General features: G+C 37.4%; 3 protein-coding genes. All 3 read right to left on the bottom strand.

The genetic code is table 11. The annotated features are described in order from the left end of the window. Positions 1–367: 367 nt before the first annotated feature. Complete coding sequence (locus I1A59_RS09335; protein ID WP_196092482.1) at positions 368–571, bottom strand: hypothetical protein; 204 nt, start codon at positions 569–571, stop codon at positions 368–370. A 17-nt stretch (positions 572–588) separates the two neighbouring features. After that, positions 589–1,299 (bottom strand): hypothetical protein, encoded by a 711-nt coding sequence (locus I1A59_RS09330; protein WP_196092481.1) that lies wholly within the window; start codon positions 1,297–1,299, stop codon positions 589–591. A gap of 275 nt (positions 1,300–1,574) precedes the next feature. After that, a partial coding sequence (locus I1A59_RS09560; RefSeq protein WP_210766482.1) for a hypothetical protein occupies positions 1,575–1,852 on the bottom strand: 278 nt, incomplete at its 5' end.

Raw genomic sequence — 1,852 nt, 5'->3', positions numbered from 1 at the left:
ATAGCTGGAAAATGCGTCAAAAGTGCTAGAAAACAAATTCTAAAACTGTCTAATCTCTATTCTCTGAAGGATGAGTTTCAGGCTCTCTTTGAGCGAATTTCCAGACTAGATTTCTCACTCCCCGTTCCCTATGCAATAAGGGATACCAGTCCTCCTTTGTTAGGAAATTAGGATACCGAATCAAATAGAATACATTTTTAAAAATCGAGAGTCGCACCAAGGGTGGAGTCTACCCTTTTTTAGGGTGCTAAGGTAGCAGACCCATCTTTATTTATAGAAAAACTTGATCGTTCATAAAAATCATCAGAATTGCAATTGTTTATTGCTTGTTTCTGATGATTTTTTTTTGATAGTTACGCAAAGATATTCAGGCTATGAATAATTCGGGATTAATGTTAAATAATTGCAGAATCTTGGCGATGGTTTGAACATATCGATTTTCAGCTTCTAGGTAGTCTTCTAAAGTTAATACTTTCCCGTAGAAGGTATCCCCAATATCAGATATGGCGGTCCAATCTTCAATGTAGTTGAGATTGCTTTTGTCGTATTTGTGAATGGAAAGTGCTGGCATATATGGTCCTTTCGTAGTTATGTGAAGTCGACCGCCTCATGATAAGGTGGTTGGCGTTCCTGCCAATAGAGTCCGTGTTTTTCGACTAACTCTTGCACTTCCTTTTTGTGACCGTAGAAGGAGAGGAAGAGGCGGTAGGAGGAATCGAATTGGATGGAGATGTGGCTTGTACTTATCCAAGTGTTATATCTACCTTTGAAAATTAATTGGAATAGAGTTGAAAAATCTTCTTTTTGAACAATAAATGATTCAACGGTCCAATCTTCTACATTTTTATCATACTCCTGTAATTTTTGGAATAATATTTCTTCTTGAGAAGTGAAGTACTGGGCAGGCACTCCGAGTTCTTGAATGGTGGTGAATCCTAGACCTCCATTGACGGCTAGTTGATTTACCTGGAAGTACTCCAAAAAGTCTAAAACTAGCTGGAGGTATTTTTGTTCCACAGTTTGGTACTCTCCCCAATCCAGCCCATTTTCGATTTCTTCAAAATGACTCCATTCGGTATAGGTACGATTCAAGGGATTATCTTTAGAAATACGAAGGTCATGATGATAATCACCTGGTGGATTTATCTGATCATCGCCCCAACTAAAAGACAAAGCATTTACATCATCTGTATCTAAATGGTAGGGGGCAATGGAAAACTCCTGCCAGTAGAGGCCTTCTCTATTAATTATTTTTTGAAATTCTTTAAAGTGTGCTTTACTGGAACTTTCAATATACATGTAGTAATCATAACCAAAGTGAATATTTATGTCATCTCCAACAATTCTGCACCCCAAAGTATCTCGTAAATTGAATCGAATTACCTCAGATATCTCAGTCCGATTTAATAGAGTTCCATCATCTATACGTTGATAGAGAAGATACTGATCTGGTGTCAGAGCAGCTTCTTTCCTTGTTCTTTCACGACTGTCAGATTTACGACAATAGAAAACAGATAAGGTGTTTACTTGAAGTAAATCTAGTATGTTTTGAATAGTCTGGACATACTGGGTTTCTACCTGGAGGTAGTCTTCAAACGATAGTAGTTTTCCATGAAACGTTGACCAATTTCATAAAAACTGGTCCAATCTTCAAGATAGTTTGGATTGCTTTTATCGTATTTGTGAATGGAAAGTGCGGGCATATTGTTACTTCCTGTATTTAATCCCAAATTATTCATACCTAACTTAAAAACCTTCCAGAAACCGTATTGATCACAGGGTTTCTGGAAGGTTCTGCTTTTCACCCATTGGGTGAAACATTCGACTAGACAAAAGAGGATTTCCCCTTTAT

The organism is Streptococcus sp. NLN76 (assembly GCF_015686645.1).
Classification (GTDB): domain Bacteria; phylum Bacillota; class Bacilli; order Lactobacillales; family Streptococcaceae; genus Streptococcus.
This window is presented reverse-complemented; position numbering and strand designations above follow the sequence as displayed.